This window comes from Dactylosporangium sp. NPDC000244, from assembly GCF_040300725.1.
Classification (GTDB): Bacteria; Actinomycetota; Actinomycetes; order Mycobacteriales; family Micromonosporaceae; genus Dactylosporangium.
The window spans coordinates 70,565-86,562 of the sequence record NZ_JBEPEH010000055.1; the positions used below are offsets into that span (position 1 = coordinate 70,565).

A 15,998-nucleotide genomic window follows, 5' to 3' on the forward strand; every position below is an offset into this window, starting at 1 on the left:
CGTGTCCGAGACCCTCGACCCGTGGGGGATGGCCTGGGTGCACCAGGTGTACCGCCGCGAACTGCGCCTCCTCGCCGGCCTCGTCGCCGGCGTCGCCGACGGTGACCGCGAGCGCGCCGCGATCGTCGCCGAGCACCTGGCCGACATCACCGGCTCGCTGCACGAGCACCACGTCGGCGAGGACGAGCTGCTGTGGCCGCCGCTGCTGCGCCGGGCCCGCCCGCACGCCGAACTGGTGCACCGCATGGAGCGCCAGCACGACGAGCTGCACGGGCTGCTGCAGGAGGCCGCGGCGCTGGGGCCGGTCTGGCGGGCCTCCGCCGCCGCGGCCGACCGGGACCGCCTCGCCGACGTCGTGGCCCGGATCTCGAAGGTGACCGACGAGCACCTCGCCGACGAGGAGGAGCACGTCCTGCCGCTGATCCGCGAGCACATCACCCCGTCGGAGTGGCAGGCGTTCGAGCTGCGCGGCCACGCCTCCATCCCGCCGGAGAAGGCGCTGGTCTTCCTCGGCATCGGCCTGCAGGACGCCACCGACCACGAGCGGGCGCAGTTCACCGGCGGTCTCCCGCCGGAGGTGCTGGGGTTCTGGGAGGGCGAGGGGCGCGTGCGGTACGAGTCCTGGCGCGCCGCCCTGCTCGGCACGGCCTGACCGCGCCATGGGCATCCGGCTCGACCATACGTTCATCCCCGCCCGTGACCCGTTGCGCTCCGCGCTCGACCTCGCCGGGATCCTCGGCCTGGGCGAGCCGGAGCGCTCCGGCCCGTTCCCGGCGGTGCGCCTCGCCGACGGGCTGCTGCTCGAGTTCGCCCCGGCCGACGGCGCCGTGCCCGGCCTGCACTACGCGTTCGAGGTCAGCGCCGGCGAGCGGGACGCGATCCTGGCCCGGCTGCGGGCGGCGGGCCGGCCGTTCTGGGCCGGTCCGCTGCACTACGCCCCCGGCGTCGTCAACCACCGCGGCTTCTACTTCGACAGCCTCGACGGGCACAGCCTCGAGGTCGTCGTCCGAGCGCGGCGGGGCGGTGCGGCCGATCCGCGCGAGCTGGCCGCGGCGGTCGCCCGCGCCTACGCCGAGCGGGACGTCGAGGCCGCCCTGCGGCTCTTCGAACCCGCCGCGCTGCTCGCGACCCGGCCCGGCGAGACCGTCACCGGCGGCGCCCTGCGCGACGCGATCGCCGGGTTTCTCGCCGGGATACGCCACATCGACATCCGTGTCCGGCACATCTACGAGGCCGACGGCATCGCCCTGATCCTCACCGACCACGTCACCGAGCTCGACGGCCCCGGCGGGGAGCCGGTCGCGGTCACCGGCACGGCCACCGACGTGGCCCGCCGCGGCCCCGACGGCCGGTGGCGCTACCTGCTCGACAATCCGTCCGGAGGGTCATCATGACCACTGCACCACGCCGCCGGGGCGGGCTCCTGCTCGCCCTGCTCGGCCTCGCCCAGCTCATCACGTCCATCGACTACAACATCGTCTACGTGGCCCTGCCCCGCATCGGCGCCGACCTCGGGTTCTCGGCGCAGAACCTGCAGTGGGTGGTCAGCGCGTACGCGGTCGCCTTCGGCGGCTTCCTGCTGCTCGGCGGCCGCGCCGCGGACCTGCTCGGCCGGCGCCGGGTCTTCGTCGCCGGGCTGGCGCTCTACGCGATCGCCTCGCTCGCGGGCGGCCTCGCCGGCCACGCGGGGCTGCTCGTCGCCGCCCGTGCCGTGCAGGGCCTCGGCGGCGCACTGCTCTTCCCGGCGACGCTCGCGCTGGTCGCGACCTCGTTCGAGGAGGGCCGCGAGCGCAACCGGGCGTTCTCCGTCTGGGCGGCCGCCGGCGCCGGCGGCATGGTGCTCGGCTCGCTGCTCGGCGGCGTGCTCACCGAGGCGTTCGGCTGGGCCGCGGTGTTCTACGTCAACGTTCCGCTCGCCGCCGCCGCGGTCGCCGGGGCCGTGCTGCTGCTGCCCGCCGACGGCCCGCGCGCGGCCGGACGCTTCGACGTCGCCGGCGCGCTCACCGCCACCGCCGGGGTCACGCTCATCGTGTTCACCCTCGTGCAGGGCCCGGTGCTGGGCTGGGCCTCGCCGCCCCTGCTGGCCGCGGCGGCCGGCGGCGTGGTGCTGCTCGCCGCGTTCCTGGCGATCGAGTCCCGCTCCGGGTCGCCGCTGATGCCGCTGCGCCTGTTCGCCAATCGCAACCTCAGCACCGGGGTGGTCCTGACTCTGCTGTTCATGGCGACGTTCGGGACGCTGCTGTACTTCCTGACCGTCCACTTCCAGCGCGTGCTCGGCTACTCTGCGCTGCAGACCGGCCTCGCGTACGTGATCCCGATGGCCGCGGGCGCGGCCGGCTCCTTGGCCGGGGGCCGGCTCGCGCTGCGCTTCGGCAACCGCGCCACGCTGGTGACGAGCCTGCTCGTGGGCTCGGTGGCGACCCTGGCGCTGGGCCTCGGCATCGGCGCGGGCGGTTCCTACCTGGCGCTGCTGCCGTCGATGGTGGTGCTCAACCTGGCCCAGGGCGTCATCTACACCACGATGTTCGCCGCGGCGACGACGGGCACGGCCCTGTTCGACCAGGGCATCGCGTCGGGGATCGTGTCGACGGGCCAGCAGGTCGGCTCGGCGGTGGGCCTGGCCGCGCTGGTCGCGGTCGCGAACGCGGGCGCGGGTGGCCCGGCCGGGCTGCGCAACGCGGTGGTGATCGCCGCGATCGGCATCCTGCTGACCGTGCTGGTGGGCCTGAACTTCCGCCGATCCACGGCCCCGGCCGAGGATGAGCCGCTCGTGAGCGCCTGACGGCTCAGCCGCGGGAGCGGCGGGCGAGGTGCCGGGCCCGCACGCGGGCCTGGGTGAGGCGTGCCGCCAGGCGGCGCTGCTTGGCCATGCCCCGCTCCGTGCGGTAGTAGCACTGCGGCGGCTGCAGGCGAGCGATCCGCTCCTGGTATCGCAAGCCCGGCCGGGGCGAGGTCATGATCGGCCAGGCCGCCGCTCGCACGGCAAGGTCTTCGGCGGTCCACGGCATCAGCAACTGCGGCCAGCGGTCGGCGAACATGGTGCGCATTCTGCCGCCGCGGCGCCGCCCGCGCGACCCTTTATGCCGAGACGGCGACGTCCGGGGCCAGCGCGGCCAGGAAGTCCGCCGCGTCGAACATGGCGCCCGCCGACGCCGCGCCCGTCGTGCGGGTGCGGCCGGTCAGGATGCGGGTGACGGCCTCAACGGCGAGCGGCGCGGTGACGGCGTAGATGTCCCGGCCGGTCGCCGAGGCGCGGCGCTGTTCCGAGCCGCGGTACACCACCGCGTCGACGACGAAGGACTGGGCGGATCGGCCGCTCGCGTCGGCCGCGACCGGGGCCGGCGTGTCCGGTGCGGCCAGGTCCCGGGCCGCCTCCACCGCCATGGAGGTGCGCACCTCGGGCACGGCGAGATGGCTGGGCACGGTGACGAGGTCGGCCATCGAGAACTCGGCGACGACGTCCCGCGCGCCGGTCGGGGGCGGGAAGGTCCAGCGCTCGATCCGGGGCGCGTCGTCGTGGTACTCGAGGCGGCCGCCGGTGTAGCGGACCCGGCGGCCGCCACGGCGCCGGTGGGACACCTCGCCCGCCTCCCGCGTGCCGGCGGTCGGGTGCCAGCTGTCCAGGCCGTAGGCCACGTGCACGCGGTCGGCGTCGGCCCAGTCGCCCATCGCCGTGGTGACCAGCAGGTCGCCGAGGCCGCCGTAGAACGCCATCGCCGGCACGATCGGCAGGGGCCGGCCGGCGTACCGGCGGAAGGTGTCGGCGTTGGCCTCGATCTCGGCAGCCACGTCCACGTACGGAATCCCGGCACGCAGCGCCGCCTCGATGACCGGGCCGGCCGTCGCGGCGAACGGGCCGGCGCAGTTGATCACCGCGGCCGAGCCGGCCAGGGCGCGGTCCAGCGCCGCGGGGTCGTCGACGGCGGCCGGGCGCACGTCGAGGCCGGGCGCGACCGGGAGGCGGCTCGGGTCGCGGCCGGCGAGCACGGGGACGAGGCCGCGCGCGAGGAGGTGCGCGGTGACGAACCGGCCCGTGTGCCCGGACGCGCCGTAGACGGTGACGGGACTGCCTGCAAGATCCATGCGTTCATCGTGCCGACCGGCGGCGGGGAGCGTGAGTGTCGGAAACGACGAGATGCGTACAGTTTCGGACGTGAGCACAGTCGCGGTGGCCGTGGCCGACGGGGTCCTGCACTTCGAGCTGGCGCTGGCCTACGAGCTGTTCGGCTCGGCCGCGCCGGTGCCGGTCGCGGACTGGTACGAGGTCGTCATCTGCGGGGCGGCGCCGGTGCGGGCCGACGGGCGCTTCCTGCTGGAGCCCGACGCCGGGCTCGAGCAGCTGGCCCGGGCCGGCACCGTGATCGTGCCCGGCTGGGCGGAGCTCGACGCCGACCCGCCCGCGGACCTCGTCGCGGCCGTCCGGGCGGCCCACGAGGCCGGAGCGCGGGTGGCGTCGCTGTGCACCGGGGCGTTCGTGCTCGCCGCCGCCGAGCGGCTGGACGAGCCGCTGACCGTGGAGGACCTGGCCCGCCGGGCCAACCTGAGCAGCCGCCACCTCGCCCGGCACTTCCGGGCGGCGACGGGGACCACGCCGCTGCGGTGGCTGCTGACCGAGCGCATCCGGCGGGCGCAGGAATTGCTGGAGCACACCGACGACGGCCTCGACGCGATCGCGGCCGCCACCGGCCTGGGCACCGCGGCCACGCTGCGCCGGCACTTCCACCGGGTCGTGGGGGTGGCGCCGGGGGAGTACCGCCGCACCTTTCGCGACCGTCGCGACGCGGCCGGGCTCAGCGGATGACGGTCTTGGTGCGCATCAGGAAGTCGGCCAGGTAGCCGTCGTGCGGGACGCCCGGGCGCAGCCAGTGGGTCGGGTGGTCACCGACGTAGACGTTCGCGATGGTCGGCTCGTCCAGCAGGTCGTCCACCAGGCGGTCGTCGCCGGTGAAGACGGTCAGCACCAGGGAGTCGCGCAGCGGGGCCAGGCCGTCCGCCGGGGACCACGGGGCCACCCACACGCACGGGAACGGCACCTCCACGCGCAGCTGGCGGGCGTCCGCGCGCGGGGCCTGGAAGACCGCCGGGCGCAGCACCGCGCTGCCGTCGCCGAGGTCCTCGGCGATGCCGGTGCCGCCCAGCCAGGGGACGGTACCGGCGGACTGGGCGAGCACGAAGGCCGACAGGGCCCGGGCGCCCTCGAGGGACTGGACCGGCAGCACCGCCTTCGGGTCCTGCGGCGGGAGGCTGGGCAGCGCGGCCAGCCGCTCGGCGAGGGCGCGGGCGAGCGGGGCCGGGTCGCCGTCGACGAGCACGGCCGTCGCGTTGATGCACGCCACCCCGCCCTGGCCGGCGACCGAGTCGACGATCGTGTCGAGGTGCCGGCGCCAGTCCGTGCCCGCGGTGAGCAGGATCTTCGCTCGGCCGGGGCCCTGCGGCAGGATCGTGGTGCCCGCGTACTTCGCGACCACGTCGTCGCCGCCGTACACCAGGCCGAGGTCGGCGCCCCGCAGCAGCTCCCCGGCCGCGTCGTGGTCGGTGGGCAGCAGTGCCACGTGCGCGCCGAGGCCCGCCGCGTGCAGGGCGGTGACGAGCCGGTGCGGGGTCAGCGGCTCGCGCCGCGACGGGCGGACCGCCACCCGGTAGCCCAGCGCCACCGCCTCCAGCCACAGCCCGTGCGGGCCAGGATGGTTGCCGGCCGCGTGCACGCCGAAGACGGCGCCGCGGCGGGTCCACACCGCGCTGCCGTCCCGGGTGCGCGGGTCGCGCCAGTCGCCGGCGGCCCCGGCCGGTCGGGGCAGGCCGGTGGTCTCCCCGGCCCGTGCGGCGGTCTCGGCGATGGACGCGGTCGCGGCCTGCACGACCGTCAGCGGCACCCCGGACACCCGCGCCACCGCCCGCTCGTACTCGGCGAAGGACAGCCCGGCGATCTCGTCTCCGGTGAAGTGCCGGGCGGCCGCGGCCAGCGCCGCGATCCGCTCCTCGTAGGGCAGCGGGCGCACCGGCCGCAGCGCCGCCAGGGTCCGGCTCACGTACAGCCGCGGCACCAGGCTCAGCGACGCGACGGGAGCGCCGGTCACGTCGGGGACGGTGAGCGTCCGGCGCGCGCGGTACGGCCCGCGCGGGCCCAGCGCGTCCAGCACGACGGCCATCAGTACACCCCCTCGATGACGACCTCGTCGTCGAACGTGGCGACCGGCGCGACGTCCGCGACCGAGTCGCCCACCTGCCCGTCGACGCCGGCGACGCGGGTCGCGTAGTCGCGCTCGAGGTTGTTGGGCAGCAAGAAGCTCCGGCTCACGTGGTGCATCACGACCTGGCCGCGCTCGCCGAGCGCGACGGGCTCGCCGGTGCCCGGGTCCACGACGCGGAAGCTCATGTGCGGGGAGAACGGGTCGTACACGCACGGGTCGTCGTCGCCGAGCCCGGGCCGCTCGCTGGCGTTGCCCAGGATCATGGTGGAGCCGAAGCCGCTGTACAGCACCACGTCGGGAAACACCTCGGTGCGGTACAGGTGGCGGGTGTCGGGGTCCATCTGCGTGCCGACCCAGTTGATGGCGCGCACCTTCGCGTTGACGAGCTTGACGAGGTCGTCGCGGCGCGCCAGCCGCTCCAGCACCGGCGGCGTGATCATGAGCACGCCGACGTCCTGGCTGTGCAGGACGTGCGCGACCTGCTCGACGAGGTGCTCGCCGTAGGCCGCGGCCGCGGCGGTGTCGCCCGCGGCCACGAGCCGCTTCACCCAGCGCGGGTCGAGGTCGACGGTGAACGTGAGCCCGCCGCGCAGGGCCGCCTGCCGGGCGATGACCGGCCCGACCATGTGCGGGCCGGACGGGACCACGGAGAGCCAGTTGACGCCGTGCGGCACGCCGTGGCGGTCCAGCTGCTCACTGCTCCAGGCGAGCAGCTCGTCGAGCCACTCGGTCAGCAGCACCACCCGCTTCGGCGCGCCGGTGGTGCCGCCGCTGTCGAAGACGCCGAAGACGTCGGGGCGGGGGCCGTACCCCCGCGGAATCAGGTCCTCGACCCGGGCCGTGCGCAGCTCGCCGGCGACGTTCGGGAAGCGGCCCAGGTCGTCGAAGCCGGCGATGTCGGCGATCGGGTCGAAGCCCAGCGAGCCGGCCCGTTCCAGCCAGAAGGGCGAACCGGTCGCGGGGGAGAAGTGCCAGCGCAGCATCGCGCGGAGGTACTCGTCGGGGTGGGTCACGATCGGCTCCCGGGCGTGTCGTCGAGGATGACGCCGGCGGCCGTGGCGAGCGGGTCGCGGGGCAGCCGGTCGAGGTCGATGCCGAAGTGCTTGCGGTAGGCGGCGAACACGGCCGCGTCGCCGGTGAGCTCGGTGGCGGTGCCGTCGACGGTCAGCCGGCGGCCGCGCAGCGTGGCCCGGCCGGTCTCGGTGGGCAGCGAGCAGAACACGTCCTGCAGGAACGGCGAGTCCGGGCTGGTGCGCCACCACCAGAGGGTCGGCCGGAAGTCGTCGAGCTCGGCGGGGCGGTCGTCGACGCGGTACAGCGGCCGGTCGTCGCACGTCACCTCGCCGTCGCGGACGCGGTAGACGCCGTGCGGGTCGGCCTGGGGCCCGGGATCGTCGAGCCGCAGCGGATGACGGCTGTTGCGGCCGAAGCCGGTGTCGACCAGCCACGGCACCCCGCCGACGGTGACCCGCAGCGCGAGGTGGCAGTACGGCGGGCCGAGGCCGCCGGGCCGGAACACCCGTCCGGGCAGGATCGCCACGTCGTAGCCGAGCGCGGTGAGCAGGAGCCCGAACGCGGGGTTGGTCTCGTAGCAGCCGCCGCCGCGCCGCCGCCGGACGATCTTGTCGACGACCGGGCCGCCGAGGTGGATCTCCTCGTCCAGGTGGTAGCCGAGGTTCTCGAACGGCACCGTCAGCACGTGGCGCTCCTGCAGGTGCCGCAGGCCGTCGAGGTCGGGCCGGGCCGGGCGAGCCGCGCCGATGCGGTGGAGGTATTCGTCGACTTCCATGCGGTACACCTTCCTCAGAACCGGAGCAGGGCGAGCCCGGCCGACATGCCCCCGCCGAAGCCCGCCAGCAGGGCGAGGTCTCCGGGATGCAGCCCGGCCCGGGCGTGGTGCAGGGCCGTGGGCACCGATGCGGCGCCGGTGTTGCCGTGCTCGGCGCCGGTGACCACGGTCCGCTCGGGGGCGATGCCCACCGCGGCGGCGAGGTCGGCGACGAGGTTGGGGTTGGCCTGGTGCGGGACGAAGGCCGCGATCTCCCCGGCGTCGCGGACGAAGTCGCGGATGGCCGGCGCGACGGTCTCCAGCACGAAGTCGCGGACCGCGCGGCCCTCCATCGCGAAGTGATGCAGCCCCGCGTCGATCGAGTCGGCCGTCGCCGGGATGCGGCTGCCGCCCGCGGGCACCCGGATCAGCCCGTGGGCCTCGGGGAACGTGGCCAGCCGCGCGGCCACGAGGCCAGCGCGCCCGCCCGGGCCGAGGACCACGGCCCCGGCGCCGTCGCCGAAGAGCACCGCGGTGCGCCGTTCGGTGGGGTCGAGGATGCGGCTGTACACGTCGGCGCCGATCACCAGCGCGTGCCCGCCGGACGCGCGCAGCAGCCGCTCCGCGGTCACGAGGGCGAAGACGAACCCGCTGCACACGGCGTTGAGGTCGAACGCGACCGTGCCCGGGGCCACGCCGAGCTCGTCGGCGACGAGCGACGCGGTCGGCGGCTGCGGCGAGTCCGGCGTGGAGGTCGCCACCAGCACCAGGGACAGGTCCGCGGCGCGCACCCCGGCGTCCTGCAGCGCCGCCCGGCCCGCCGCGGCCGCGAGGTCCGAGGTGGCCTCGTCGGGCTTGGCCCAGCGGCGCAGCCGGATCCCGGTGCGCTCGGTCACCCACTCGGCGGTGACCCCGGCCGGCCCGGCGACCGTGGCGTTGTCGACGATCTGGGCGGGCAGACCCACGCCGGTGCCGAGCAGGGCGATCGGCGATCCGGGGCCTGTTTCACGCAGCGTCAGCACGACGGTCCACTCCCTCGAGGACGAGCACGGCGTGCGCGGCGGAGGCGAGGGTCACGTGGCGGTGCCAGCCCGCGAACGAGCGGCCGGTGTAGTCGCGCAGTCCGACCCGGTCGCCGATCGCGGCCAGGTCCTCGTCGACCCGGGCGGGCAGCGCGGCCAGCCGGGCCAGTTCGGCCGGGCCCCGGCCGGCGAGGTCGGTGAGCCACACCGCGTCCTCGAGCCTCAGCAGCGTGAGGTCGTCGGCGCGACCGGCCACGCGGGCGGGGCGGGCCGCGGCGAACCCGCCGCCGAACAGCGGCCGGCGAATGTGCGGGTCCATCCGGATGAGCCGGGACGCGGGCAGCGGACCGTCGCCGTGCCCCGGCGGCCGAGCGTTCGTCCACACCGGCGTGTCCGGGTCGACCCGGGCCAGCACCGCCGCCCCGCCCGCCCGTAGCCGCCCGATCAGCGCGGCGGCGTCGCACCCGCGGGCGTCGAGCACCACCGGCCGGCGGTCGCCGGCGGCGGCCTGCTCGAGGTAGGCCTCGGCGAGACAGCCGGCCGGCGGGGTCGCGGCGAGGTGGAGCCGCCAGCCGACCGGGGCGGCCCACCCGGCCGTGGCCGCCCACACCCCGACGGCGTGCTGGGCGTTGACGGCGGCGCCGCGGGTGTGGCAGAAGCGCCGCGCCACCCCCACCGAGTGCGCGCCCGCCTTCGGGATGAACATCGAGCGCACGACCCAGGCGTCCGGCGGCTCGACGCCGAGCAGGTGCCGCCGCAGCGCCGCCCGCACCGGCCGCCAGTCCCAGGTGGAGTCGCTGACGAAGTGGTGCAGCCGCTGCTCCCCGGCTCCGCCGGCGATGTTGCGGATCGACTTGCGGCCGGGCGTGCGCAGCAGGCCCGCCACGTACTCGGCGCCGCGGCGGCGCTGATCCCGCCGGGGCAGCCCCGCGAAGAGCTCGGTGCACAGGTGCGTCAGGGGATCGGTCACGGTCCCACCGTGCCGGGCCGGACGGCGCCGCGCCTAGGTGCGCGGGCCACCGTGCTGGGCGCCGCGGCGGTGGTCACGGGCGCACTTGACATACTTGATTGATAGGAATTGAGCCGGGCTGGGGCGGGCGCCGAGGATGGCCGCATGTCCAACGTCGCAGTCATCTACTACTCCTCGACGGGCAACGTGTTCCGGCTCGCGGAGGCGGCCGCCGACGCCGCGCTCAAGGCCGGCGCCGAGGTCCGGCTGCGCCGCGTGCCGGAGCTGGTCGACGAGCCGGCGGTCACCGACCGCGCCGCGTGGCGCCGGCACGCCGAGGCCACCGCCCACGTGCCCGCCGCGACCCTCGGCGACCTCGAATGGGCGGACGCGATCCTGGTCGGCACCCCGGTCCGCTTCGGCCTGCCGGCGCCGCAGCTGCTGCACTTCCTCGACACCACCGCCGAGCCCTCGATCGGCGGCCGGCTGGCCGGCAAGGCGGTCGGCGCCTTCGCGTCCGGCTCGGCCCCGCACGGCGGCCAGGTCAGCGCGATCCTGGCGCTGCACAACACGTTCTGCCACTGGGGCGCGATCATCGTGCCGACCGGCTCGACCGATCCGGTGCTGTTCCGCCCGGGCAACGGCAACCCGTACGGGGCCGCCAACGTCTCGCGCAACCAGCCCGGCAACGTCACCGACGACAACCTCGCCGCGGTGGAGTTCCAGATCCGCCGGACCATCGCGATCGCCCGGGCGCTGACCGATGGCTGACCGCGGGGCCCTGCCGCGGCAGCGACCGGCGCCCCAGCAGCCGGACTGGGGCGACCCGGCCGGGCTCGAGGCGGCCCGCGACCGGCTGGCGGACCTGCCGCCGCTGGTGCGGGCGGCCGACGTGCTGCGGCTGCGGCAGCGGCTGGCGCCGGTCGCCGCCGGCGAGGCGCTCGTCGTGCAGGCCGGCGACTGCGCCGAGGACCCGGCCGAGTGCACCTACGGCGACGTCGTGCGCAAGGCCGGGCTCATCGACATGCTCGCCGGCGCCCTGCAGCAGCTCACCCGCCGGCCCGTGCTGCGCGTCGGGCGCCTCGCCGGCCAGCTCGCCAAGCCGCGCAGCCGCGCCACGGAGGTCGTCGGCGGCCGGGAGCTTCCGGTGTACCGCGGCCACCTGGTCAACGCCCCCGAGCCCGACGAGCGCGGCCGCCGCCCCGACCCGGCCCGACTCGTGGCGGGCTACCACACCGCCCGCGAGGTGCTAGCCCACCTGAGCAGGATCCCGACGACCTGGGCCAGCCACGAGGCGCTGCTGCTGGACTACGAAGTGCCGCAGCTGCGCCGCACCGCCTCCGGCCGCCGGCTGCTCGCCTCGACGCACTGGCCGTGGATCGGCGAGCGCACCCGCGACCCCGACGGCGCGCACGTGGCGCTGCTGGCCGGCGTCGTGAATCCGGTCGCCTGCAAGGTCGGCCCGGCCACCACCGCCGAGGAGCTGCTGGCCCTGTGCGCGCGGCTCGACCCGGATCGCGAGCCCGGCCGGCTCACGTTCATCGCGCGGCTCGGCGCCGGGCACGTCGCCGAGCGGCTGCCCGGGCTCGTCGCGGCCGTGCACGCGGCCGGGCACCCCGTCATCTGGCTCGTCGACCCGATGCACGGCAACACGGTCACCACCGCGCAGGGGCTCAAGACGCGGTACCTCGACGCCGTCGTCGAGGAGGTCCGTGGCTTCCAGTGCGCGGTCCGCGGCGCGGGCGGTACCGCGGGCGGGCTGCACCTGGAGACCACCCCCGACGACGTCACCGAGTGCGCCGCGGACGCGACCCACGCCGGGCGGGTCGGGGACAAGTACACGACGCTGTGCGACCCGCGGCTCAACCCGGAGCAGGCGATGGCCGTCGTGGCGGCCTGGAACGGCTGAGGAGGCCCCGTGCAGGACAAGATCGCGCTCGTGACCGGCGCCGCGGGCGGCATCGGCGCCGCCGTGGTCGCCGCGCTCGCCCGGCAGGGGGCGCTCGTCGCGGCCCTCGACCGCGACGCCCGAGCGCTGCGTGAGGCCACCGCCGGGCTCGTCGCCGAGGGCCTTCGGGTGCTCGCCGTCCCGGCCGACGTGACCCGCCGGGACGAGGTCGAGGCGGCCGTCGCCACCGTCGAGGACCGCGGCGGCCCGATCGACTACCTCGTCAACGCGGCCGGGGTGCTGCGCATCGACAACGCGGCCCGGCTCTCCGACGAGGACTGGCGGGACACCTTCGCCGTCAACACGACCGGCGTGTTCGTGGTCAGCCGGGCCGTCGTGAACCGCATGCTCCCGCGCGGCCGCGGCGCCATCGTCACCGTGGCCTCCAACGCCGCGGACACGCCGCGGCAGGGCATGGCCGCGTACGCCGCGTCGAAGGCGGCCGCCACGATGTTCACCAAGTGCCTCGGCCTCGAGGTCGCCGCGCACGGGATCCGCTGCAACCTGGTCGCGCCCGGCTCCACCGACACGCCCATGCTGCGCGGCATGTGGCACGACGACAGCGGCCGCCGCGCGACGATCGACGGGCGGCTCGACGCCTACCGCGTCGGCATTCCGCTGCGCAAGCTCGCCCGCCCGGACGACGTCGCCGACGCCGTCGTGTTCCTGCTGTCCGACCGGGCCGGGCACATCACCATGCACGCGCTGACCGTCGACGGCGGCGCCACCCTGGGCGTCTAGGAGGACCGTTCCATGGCCATGGCCCCGATCCCGCCCTATCCGCTGCCCGCCGAAGGCGACCTGCCCGCGAACACGGCCGGCTGGCGGCCCGACCCGCGCCGCGCGGTCCTGCTGATCCACGACATGCAGCGGTACTTCCTGCGGCCCTTCGCTCCCGAGTTCCGCGAGCGGCTCGTGGGCAACGTGGCCGCCCTGCACCGCGGGGCCGGGCTGCCGGTGGCGTACACCGTGCAGCCCGGCGGCATGACGAGCGAACAGCGCGGGCTCCTCGCCGACTTCTGGGGACCCGGCATGGCCATGACACCGGCCGACCGCGAGGTGGTGGAGCCGCTGACCCCGGGGCCGGACGACTGGGTGTTCACGAAGTGGCGCTACAGCGCCTTCGTCCGCTCCGACCTGCTCGCACGGATGCGGGCGGCCGGCCGCGACCAGCTCGTCGTGTGCGGCGTCTACGCGCACATCGGCGTGCTCGCCACGCTCGTGGAGGCGTTCAGTCACGACATCCAGCCGTTCCTGGTGGCCGACGCGGTCGGCGACCTCTCCGCCGAGGAGCACCGCCTCGCCCTGACCTACGCGGCCCGCCGGTGCGCGGTGGTCACCACCACGGCGGCGGTGCTGTGATGGAGCCCTTCGCCCTGCTGTACCGCCCAGGCAGCACCGACGGCGTGGAGGTGCTCACCGGCGCGCTGTCCACCGTGGACACGATCGCCGAGCTGCCCGCCACCGGCACGGTCCTCGCGCTCGTGCCGTTCCGGCAGATCCGCGAGCGCGGCTTCGCGTGCGTCGACGACGGCACCGGCCTGCTCGCCCTGCGCGTCGCCGATCGCCAGGTGTTGCCGGTGGGCCTCGCCGCCGCGCTGCTGCCCGACGTCGAGGTGCCCGTCGACGGCGGCTTCGGCGCCGACCACTACGCCGAGACCGTCCGGCGCGTCATCGACGACGAGATCGGCAGCGGCGAGGGCGCCAACTTCGTGATCCGCCGCACGTTCACCGCCGCGATCGCCGACTACCGCCTCGCCCACGCCCTGTCCTGCTTCCGCCGGCTGCTGCTCGGCGAGTCCGGCGCGTACTGGACGTTCCTCGTCCACACCGGCGACCGCACACTCGTCGGCGCCACTCCGGAGCGGCACATCAGCGTGCGCGACGGCGAGGCGGTGATGAACCCGATCAGCGGCACCCTGCGGTACCGCCGCGGCGGCCCGACCCTGCCCGACGTACTCGGCTTCCTCGCCGATGGCAAGGAGACCGACGAACTGGCCATGGTGCTCGACGAGGAGCTCAAGATGATGGCCCGCGTCTGCCCCGCCGGCGGCCGCGTCGACGGCCCATACCTGCGCCCGATGGCGAGGCTGGCGCACACCGAGTACCTCATCCGCGGCCGTACCGCCCTGGACCCCCGGCACATCCTGCGCGAGACGCTGTTCGCCCCCACGGTCACCGGCAGCCCGCTGGAGAACGCCTGCCGCGTCATCGCCCGCCACGAGCGCACCGGCCGCGGCTACTACAGCGGCGTAGCGGCCCTCATCGGCCCGGGCGAGCTCGACTCGGCGATCCTCATCCGCACCGCCGACATCTCGGCCGCCGGCCGCGTGACGATCGATGTCGGCGCGACGCTGGTGCGCCACTCCGACCCGGGCGCCGAGACCGCCGAGACCGAGGCCAAGGCGGCGGCCCTGCTGGGTGCCCTGCGCGGTGCGGGGAGCCCGTCGGGTCCCGCGCCCCTGCACCTGGCCCGCCACCCGTCGGTGCTGGCGGCGCTGGCCCGGCGCAACGACAGCCTGGCCGGCTTCTGGCTCGGCGACCCGCCCACCTCCAGCGAGTTCGCCGGCCGGCGCGCCCTGGTCGTCGACGCGGAGGACACGTTCACCGCGATGCTGGCCCTGCAACTGCGGTCCCTGGGCCTGGCGGTGGACGTCGTGCGGTACGACGAACCGGCCTCCGCCGACCATGACCTTCTCGTCCTGGGCCCCGGACCCGGTGACCCGAGCGACCGGCGCCACCCGAAGATCGCCCGCCTGCACGACCTCGCCGGCGCCGCGCTCACCGCGGGCCGGCCGCTGCTGGCGGTGTGCCTGAGCCACCAGATCCTCGCGGCCCGGCTGGGCCTGCCGCTGACCCGCCGCGCCCGGCCGAACCAGGGCGTCCAGCGCGAGATCGACCTGTTCGGCCGGCCCGAGGTCGTGGGCTTCTACAACACCTTCGCCGCGCAGGCGTCCCCGTCGGCGGCGTTCGAGGTGGCCCAGGACCCGGCGACGGGCGAGGTCCACGCGCTGCGCGGCCCGGCCTTCGCCTCGGTCCAGTTCCACCCGGAGTCCGTCCTGACCCAGCACGGTCCCCGGATCCTCGCCGAGCTCGTCGGCCCGCTGCTTGCCCGGAAACCGGTCGCCGCGATCGGCTCCTAGCGGTTATCGTCGGGCAAGTCTCACGTCTCTTGGAGGTGGCTTGATGCCGGCGCCCGTCCTCACCCTGCCGACCCATTCAACCGACGTGAGGACTCTCCGACGTGGACCTTCCGCGCATCTTCGCCATCCGCGAGGCTGACCACCGCATTCACAACCCGCTCACCGAGCACAAGCTCGCGACCCTCGGCGCCGCCGTCCGGCTGCGCCCCGGCCAGACCCTGCTCGACCTCGCCTGCGGCAGCGGCGAGATGCTGTGCACCTGGAGCCGCGACCACGGCATCCACGGCACCGGCGTCGACATCAGCACCGTGTTCCTCGCCGCCGCCGAGGCGCGCGCGGCCGAGCTGGGCGTCGCCGGCCGCGTGACGTTCGTCCACGACGACGCTGCCGGCTTCGTGCTGCCCGAGCCCGTCGACGTCGCCGCCTGCATCGGCGCGACGTGGATCGGCGACGGCCTCCCGGGCACGCTGACGCTGCTGGAGCGCAGCCTCAAGCCCGGCGGCCTGCTGCTCGTCGGCGAGCCGTTCTGGCGCCTCGACCAGCCCGACCAGGCGATCGTCGAGGGCTGCGGCTTCAAGGACCGCGACGAGTACGACAGCCTTCCGGGGCTCGTCGAGTCGTTCGGGCGGCTCGGCTGGGACGTGGTGGAGATGGTCCTGGCCGACGAGGACAGCTGGGACCGGTACGCCGCGGCCCAGTGGTTCAGCCTGCGCACCTGGCTCGACGCCAACCTGGACGACGAGCTGGCCGGCCAGGTCCGGGCCGAGCTGGACACCGCCGCGCTGCAGTACGTGCGCTATCGCCGCCCGTATCTCGGCTGGGGCGTGTTCGCGCTGCGGCGACGCTGACCGACCGCGGCGTCCGCGGCCACGGGACGGCGACGCCGTCCCCGGGGCGCGGGGCGGGGGGGGGCCGGGGGCGGGAGGGGGGGGGCACCCCCCAACCGCGGGGGGCGCCCCGCGCGGACCACCCCCCGC

17 protein-coding genes are annotated in these 15,998 nt (G+C 75.8%); 10 read left to right on the plus strand and 7 right to left on the minus strand.

Annotated features, from left to right (window positions below; all coding sequences use genetic code 11):
• Position 1 precedes the first annotated feature (1 nt).
• The 3 genes from ABT369_RS51135 to ABT369_RS51145 are packed head-to-tail and all read left to right on the plus strand — an operon-like array spanning position 2 to position 2,782.
• Complete coding sequence (locus tag ABT369_RS51135) at positions 2–652, plus strand: hemerythrin domain-containing protein (protein WP_350624734.1); 651 nt, start codon at positions 2–4, stop codon at positions 650–652.
• Positions 653–659: 7 nt separating this feature from the next.
• Entirely contained in the window at positions 660–1,394 is a 735-nt protein-coding gene (locus tag ABT369_RS51140; protein WP_350624735.1) for a DUF4440 domain-containing protein, read from the plus strand.
• Positions 1,391–2,782, plus strand: coding sequence for an MFS transporter (locus ABT369_RS51145; protein ID WP_350624738.1), 1,392 nt, complete (start codon positions 1,391–1,393; stop codon positions 2,780–2,782). The genes ABT369_RS51140 and ABT369_RS51145 overlap by 4 nt, the downstream gene beginning before the upstream one ends.
• Positions 2,783–2,786: 4 nt before the next feature.
• On the opposite strand, the gene ABT369_RS51150 is transcribed toward ABT369_RS51145, so the two are convergent.
• Both ABT369_RS51150 and ABT369_RS51155 read right to left on the minus strand, forming a co-directional pair.
• On the minus strand, positions 2,787–3,038 hold the full coding sequence (locus ABT369_RS51150; protein WP_350624740.1) for a hypothetical protein: 252 nt from the start codon (positions 3,036–3,038) through the stop codon (positions 2,787–2,789).
• Positions 3,039–3,078: 40 nt separating this feature from the next.
• Positions 3,079–4,083, minus strand: coding sequence for an NAD(P)H-binding protein (locus ABT369_RS51155; protein ID WP_350624742.1), 1,005 nt, complete (start codon positions 4,081–4,083; stop codon positions 3,079–3,081).
• A 70-nt stretch (positions 4,084–4,153) separates the two neighbouring features.
• Between ABT369_RS51155 and ABT369_RS51160 the strand changes: the two genes are divergently transcribed.
• Positions 4,154–4,801 (plus strand): GlxA family transcriptional regulator, encoded by a 648-nt coding sequence (locus tag ABT369_RS51160; RefSeq protein WP_350624745.1) that lies wholly within the window; start codon positions 4,154–4,156, stop codon positions 4,799–4,801.
• On the opposite strand, the gene ABT369_RS51165 is transcribed toward ABT369_RS51160, so the two are convergent.
• The 5 genes from ABT369_RS51165 to ABT369_RS51185 are packed head-to-tail and all read right to left on the minus strand — an operon-like array spanning position 4,791 to position 9,951.
• Complete coding sequence (locus ABT369_RS51165) at positions 4,791–6,149, minus strand: aldehyde dehydrogenase family protein (RefSeq protein ID WP_350624746.1); 1,359 nt, start codon at positions 6,147–6,149, stop codon at positions 4,791–4,793. The genes ABT369_RS51160 and ABT369_RS51165 overlap by 11 nt on opposite strands.
• Positions 6,149–7,204 carry an AMP-binding protein gene (locus ABT369_RS51170; protein ID WP_350624749.1) on the minus strand — a complete coding sequence of 352 codons (1,056 nt, stop codon included), beginning with the start codon at positions 7,202–7,204 and terminating at the stop codon, positions 6,149–6,151. Before ABT369_RS51170 ends, ABT369_RS51165 begins: the two co-directional genes overlap by 1 nt.
• On the minus strand, positions 7,201–7,980 hold the full coding sequence (locus ABT369_RS51175) for an arylamine N-acetyltransferase family protein (RefSeq protein WP_350624751.1): 780 nt from the start codon (positions 7,978–7,980) through the stop codon (positions 7,201–7,203). The genes ABT369_RS51170 and ABT369_RS51175 overlap by 4 nt, the downstream gene beginning before the upstream one ends.
• A 14-nt stretch (positions 7,981–7,994) precedes the next feature.
• Positions 7,995–8,981 carry a 3-oxoacyl-ACP synthase III family protein gene (locus ABT369_RS51180; protein ID WP_350624753.1) on the minus strand — a complete coding sequence of 329 codons (987 nt, stop codon included), beginning with the start codon at positions 8,979–8,981 and terminating at the stop codon, positions 7,995–7,997.
• Complete coding sequence (locus ABT369_RS51185) at positions 8,965–9,951, minus strand: IS701 family transposase (protein WP_350624755.1); 987 nt, start codon at positions 9,949–9,951, stop codon at positions 8,965–8,967. The genes ABT369_RS51180 and ABT369_RS51185 overlap by 17 nt, the downstream gene beginning before the upstream one ends.
• 144 nt (positions 9,952–10,095) lie before the next feature.
• On the opposite strand from ABT369_RS51185, the gene ABT369_RS51190 reads away from it, so the two are divergent.
• The 6 genes from ABT369_RS51190 (at position 10,096) to ABT369_RS51215 (ending at position 15,869) form a co-directional block, all read left to right on the plus strand.
• Positions 10,096–10,701: an NAD(P)H-dependent oxidoreductase gene (locus tag ABT369_RS51190; protein ID WP_350624757.1), complete on the plus strand. Its 606-nt coding sequence runs from the start codon at positions 10,096–10,098 to the stop codon at positions 10,699–10,701.
• Positions 10,694–11,839, plus strand: a complete 1,146-nt coding sequence (locus ABT369_RS51195; RefSeq protein ID WP_350624759.1) for a 3-deoxy-7-phosphoheptulonate synthase — start codon at positions 10,694–10,696, stop codon at positions 11,837–11,839. Before ABT369_RS51190 ends, ABT369_RS51195 begins: the two co-directional genes overlap by 8 nt.
• A 9-nt stretch (positions 11,840–11,848) precedes the next feature.
• Positions 11,849–12,619, plus strand: coding sequence for a 2,3-dihydro-2,3-dihydroxybenzoate dehydrogenase (locus ABT369_RS51200; protein ID WP_350624761.1), 771 nt, complete (start codon positions 11,849–11,851; stop codon positions 12,617–12,619).
• Positions 12,620–12,631: 12 nt separating this feature from the next.
• Complete coding sequence (locus ABT369_RS51205; protein ID WP_350624763.1) at positions 12,632–13,240, plus strand: isochorismatase family protein; 609 nt, start codon at positions 12,632–12,634, stop codon at positions 13,238–13,240.
• Entirely contained in the window at positions 13,240–15,021 is a 1,782-nt protein-coding gene (locus tag ABT369_RS51210; protein WP_350624765.1) for an anthranilate synthase family protein, read from the plus strand. The genes ABT369_RS51205 and ABT369_RS51210 overlap by 1 nt, the downstream gene beginning before the upstream one ends.
• Before the next feature lie 101 nt (positions 15,022–15,122).
• Positions 15,123–15,869: an SAM-dependent methyltransferase gene (locus ABT369_RS51215; RefSeq protein WP_350624767.1), complete on the plus strand. Its 747-nt coding sequence runs from the start codon at positions 15,123–15,125 to the stop codon at positions 15,867–15,869.
• The last annotated feature ends 129 nt before the right edge of the window (positions 15,870–15,998 follow it).